We start from the raw sequence: 4,650 nt of genomic DNA, 5'->3' as shown, positions 1-4,650 counted from the left end.
CCAGATGGAAACGTTTTGGGTATCGACGATTGCACATCATGCTGGGGCGTGAAGATATCCACATCAATCATAAGCGCACTTATCGGCTGTACAAAGAGGCCGGTTTGAGCATTCGGAAACGTAGTAAGAAGAAACATTATGAAAAACGTGGCACGCCAGATCGGACATGCTTGGAATACAACTCCAGATGGTCTATGGATTTTGTCTGTGATCGGACTCGGTATGGCGGACATATCCGCATTATGACATTGATTGACGAGGCAACAAGAGAATGCCTTGCCCTTGAAGTAGACAGTTCTATCACCGGAAGAAAAGTAGCTTCCGTGCTAAACCGGGTTGCCTTGTTCCGTGGATTACCAAAAGAGATTCTGACTGATAATGGTTCCGAGTTTACAGGTAACGTATTGAATGCTTGGAGTCATGACCATAAGGTAGAACATATTTTTACGGATCCCGGTTGCCCTACGCAGAATGGATATATAGAAAGTTTTAATGGTAAGCTGCGAGATGAATGCCTAAATCAAAACTGGTTTGCCAACCTCTCAGAGGCCAAAGGAATCATTGAAGAATGGCGATTGGAGTACAACAAGTTACGCCCGCATTCCTCTCTGGGTAATCTGACCCCAGAAGAATATGCCCTCAAAATATCGGGGTGATGACTGACATTTCAAGTGGTCGAATTCAGGGGGCAGGTCAAAGCTATTCTGTATTTTTACTTAAATGAATTTATTGCTATGCTAAAGAGTGAGAAATATGTTGTTAGAGTTAGAGGGTTTCGACTCCTTTGCAAACAAGCTAAATGGGATGTAGATAATATAATTGACAAAAACATTGAAGAAATTTTGCTCGCCGTATATGATAAAAAACCAACAGCGGTCAGACAGACTTTACAATATTTAAGATATATCGTGCCACTTAAAAAAGGATTAAACAGTAAAATTAAGGACACAGTTCTTTCAATAGACTGTTCACAGTTTAAAGAGACGATGCGTCCATTGATAGAGAAAGACATTCATAATCTTATAGCGGATATAGAAGTACTGTAAAAAAGATAGCAAGAAATGTGAAAATTAATAATTGAAAAAGACCTATAATAATCTTAGGAGGAGAAAATGAAAACAAACATAGATACCATTCAAGAAGTAATTGAGTATATCGACAACCATTTAGAAGAAAATTTGAGTTTGGATAGTATCTCAAACGAGATGAATTATTCAAAGTATCATCTTAGCAGAATGTTTGTGAGCGTAGTTGGTTTTACAGTACATAGTTATATTCAAAGACGGCGTTTGACAGAAGCTGCAAGATTATTAATTTTTACTGACAAGCCAATCATGGAAATTGCTTTGTTTGCTGGTTATGAAACGCAACAATCTTTTACCATAGGTTTTAAGGCTTTATTCAGAAGTACACCTCAAGCATTTAGGAAAAAAAGGGAGTTCTACCCATTTCAATTAAAATTCGTGGTTGATGGTATTGAGAAATTAAGAGGTGACAAAATAATGGATATAAGGACTGTGGATAGCGAAAAAATCACTTTAATCGGTTATCAAAAAAATACACAATTTGGTTTTTTTGTTATCGGGAAATGTTGGCGGAATATACACGCAAAAAAGCAATTTATTCACCATAGAAAAGATATAGATTTCCTGATAGGATTGAATGACTACACAAAATGGGACTTGTCTAAAGAAAAACAACCTGCTTTTGATTATTTTGCTGCGGCAGAAGTTGATAAAGTTGAAAATGTTCCTAAAGGTATGGAAATAAAAGAACTTCCTGCAAGCAAGTATATTGTTTTCAGTTTTAGAGCTAAATGCGAGGATAGTTTACAGCCCGTTGCTGACTATATCTATAAAGAGTGGTTTCCACAATCCTCTTGTCAGTTAAACGAAAATGCTCGATATGATTTTGCAAAATATGGAGAACAAACAGATAAAGATGGAAAAAGTTTAATTGAGTATTGGGTTCCAATTATATAAGAGGATTTGTAGGAAAAGAGATTTAAAACACAATTCTCGGTAAGTTGCCCAACGGAAATAAAAAAACCGTTGTTGTGGCAACAGAGTTTTCATGTGCCTAAACAAAATATATTAGCTTAACGGCGGTTTTGAAATCACAATCAAAGCCGCCGTTTTTCTTTTTCAAAAAGTAAAACAAGGTGGGTGTATTAAAGTCACCCATTTTTAAGGACACGGCGGTATCTAAGGAGGTATCGCTGTGTTTTCTTTTGTCCAAAGTCTTGGTAGTTCATCAAAAAAAGCCATATTCCTTTATGGAACACCTACGGTCAACAACATGAAATTACAAACTACATAACACGCAATTCATATTGTCATGCCCGATTGAGCTTTGCTCTGTCGGGCATTTTTGCGTATATTGACCCTCGCTGTCGTTCTCCACCGCTGTCCTTTCGATTTCAGCAAACCCAAAATCGAAAGGATGGTACAACCATGAAAACTATAAATCTGAAAGATTACTATGACCACATAGGCATAGATACCTATATGGATATTCCCGATGAGGTGTTTGACATCTTTGAAGAATACCGCAAAACCGAACAAGCCTACCAAAGCAGGATACGCTACCACAAAGCCTACTACTCCCTTGACCGTAATGACGGTATAGAACACAGTGCCTTGTTTGTTTCCCTCTCACCCGATGAGATTTACGAACGCAAGCTGACAAGCGAGCAGCTCCATGCAGCTATTGCCACCCTGCCCGACAAACAGGCAAAACGTATTTATGCTCACTACTTTTTAGGAATGAGTAAAACGGCTATTGCTAAAGCCGAGGGAGTAAACAAAAGCCAAGTAACACGGTCAATTAATCAAGGATTATCGCATCTTGAAAAATATTTAAAAAATGTCTTGTGATAGACGCAACTAATCAGCTCTTTTTCTAAAGGTATATGAGAGGAAGTTTTCTCTCTGATATGTAGAATAACATAATTGCTCTTTGACAATTTCATATACGATATTTTGAGTACATTACTTATGTGAGCCGAAAGGCAAAGCGACTTAACAGACATCGCCATGATAACGGTATGGGGAGGTGAATTAAATACCTTTGGAGCGACAAAATGGACTGTTAAACCGAGCTTGGCAAACTCGTCCGCAATGACCCACATAAGGGATAATGATACTTCAATACGTTTCGCCCTCGATACGATTAAAACGGAGGGAGTTCCTGCGGTATGCGTGGCTTTTGAAAGGACAAGCTACGGTACTGTGGGGCTATGATAGCTGTGCCAACAGCAGCTCAAAATATCCCCGCCATTTCAATGGCGTTTTGCCGGGGTGCGTGGCAAATACGGCAACTTGATAAAACTGACCGCACCGCACTTTTGTTTTATGCAAATTTGCGGTGTGCTTGGTTTTACTATAATTGATGCAGTGACAAACTTTTCATAAATGATATATACGCTTATACTTTATGTAAGCAAGACACTTGGAGGTGATTGCGAATGGAAAATATCAAAAATGCACCTAATCCCACTGCTACGGCAACTGCACCACCTAAATCTTATGAGAAAACTAAGGCATATCAGGATTTTATCAACGTACTTTCGCAGATTATAGAAAAACATGGTGCAGAGGTCTTAGAGGAAATCAATCATGATGTCTAAAAGAGCAGTGCTTATGGATTGATGTTTTCCAATCATTGATTGGAGGTCAACTACTATGAATCGGAGTGGAAAGAAATGTGTACTTTACCCTCGTGTAAGTACCGAAATGCAGGTTGATGGGTTCAGCTTGGACGGGCAGAAAAACAGCTTAAGACGTTTTGCAGACAGAGAGGAAATGGAAATTGTAGATATTTATGAAGATGCTGGCAAATCCGGCAAATCCATAGAAGGCAGACCCTCTTTTAAACAAATGCTGTATGATATTGAAAATGGCTTAGAAATTGAATATATCTTAGTCTATAAGCTCTCCCGCTTTGGCAGAAATGCAGCCGATATTTTAAATTCTTTGGAACACGTCCAATCCTTTGGCGTAAACTTAATTTGCATTGAAGAAGGAATTGATTCCTCGCAGACAAGCGGAAAACTTTTAATCTCTGTGTTGTCTGCTGTTGCTGAAATAGAACGTGAAAATATAATAGAGCAGACAATGAACGGAAGAAAAGAAAAAGCCCGTCAAGGTGGGTGGAACGGTGGGTTTGCTCCTTATGGCTACTACCTTAAAGATAAGCAGCTCTATATCCAAGAAAATGAAGCAGAAGCGATACGAATTATCTTTGATAAATATGTAAATAGCAATATGGGATTTTATAAAATTGCAAACTACCTTAATTTGCAGGGTATCCCAAAAATCAAACGGGATAACGGTACACTAACCCAGTGGAGTACCCATTTTGTCAGAATGCTAATCGACAATCCTGTGTACACTGGAAAAATTGCTTTTGGCAGACGAACAAGAGAAAAGGTCAAGGGTACTAAAAATGAATACCGCCAAGTACACCAAGATGAATATATTATTGCAGACGGTCAGCACGAGGCTATCATAGATGAGGAACTATTGTAAGCAGTCAAGTAAAGTGCACACTTTTTCGCCAGCAAATGCACACTTTTTCAGCGCCAGTTTTTTAGCCGGTAATGGACTGGTGGTGAGCTAAACGGTAGCTGTTACCAGTCATGTTAATAAT

5 protein-coding genes and 1 pseudogene are annotated in these 4,650 nt (G+C 38.6%); all 6 read left to right on the top strand.

Annotated features, from left to right (window positions below; translation table 11 throughout):
- On the top strand, positions 1-656 hold a 656-nt coding region (locus QOX26_RS14210), incomplete at its 5' end, for an IS3 family transposase (RefSeq protein ID WP_283675623.1).
- Between the two features lie 15 nt (positions 657-671).
- Complete coding sequence (locus tag QOX26_RS14205) at positions 672-1,046, top strand: hypothetical protein (protein WP_283675622.1); 375 nt, start codon at positions 672-674, stop codon at positions 1,044-1,046.
- Between the two features lie 66 nt (positions 1,047-1,112).
- Positions 1,113-1,982, top strand: coding sequence for an AraC family transcriptional regulator (locus QOX26_RS14200; RefSeq protein ID WP_283675621.1), 870 nt, complete (start codon positions 1,113-1,115; stop codon positions 1,980-1,982).
- Between the two features lie 471 nt (positions 1,983-2,453).
- On the top strand, positions 2,454-2,876 hold the full coding sequence (locus QOX26_RS14195) for a sigma-70 family RNA polymerase sigma factor (protein WP_283675620.1): 423 nt from the start codon (positions 2,454-2,456) through the stop codon (positions 2,874-2,876).
- 590 nt (positions 2,877-3,466) lie between these two features.
- Positions 3,467-3,628, top strand: a complete 162-nt coding sequence (locus QOX26_RS14190) for a hypothetical protein (protein WP_283675619.1) — start codon at positions 3,467-3,469, stop codon at positions 3,626-3,628.
- Between the two features lie 55 nt (positions 3,629-3,683).
- Positions 3,684-4,523 (top strand): annotated as a pseudogene (locus QOX26_RS14185) (recombinase family protein); the annotation flags it as partial.
- Positions 4,524-4,650: the final 127 nt, after the last annotated feature.

The organism is Butyricicoccus sp. Marseille-Q5471 (assembly GCF_951230135.1).
In the GTDB taxonomy this organism is placed as follows: domain Bacteria; phylum Bacillota; class Clostridia; order Oscillospirales; family Butyricicoccaceae; genus Agathobaculum.
The sequence above is the reverse complement of the archived record's forward strand: the minus strand, read 5'-3'. Positions and strand labels throughout refer to the sequence as shown.

Excerpts from the sequence above, each read along its gene's own strand:
- QOX26_RS14200 (WP_283675621.1), top strand. The coding sequence starts at position 1,113 with ATGAAAACAAACATAGATACCATTCAAGAAGTAATTGAGTATATCGAC.
- QOX26_RS14195 (WP_283675620.1), top strand. The coding sequence starts at position 2,454 with ATGAAAACTATAAATCTGAAAGATTACTATGACCACATAGGCATAGAT.
- QOX26_RS14190 (WP_283675619.1), top strand. The coding sequence starts at position 3,467 with ATGGAAAATATCAAAAATGCACCTAATCCCACTGCTACGGCAACTGCA.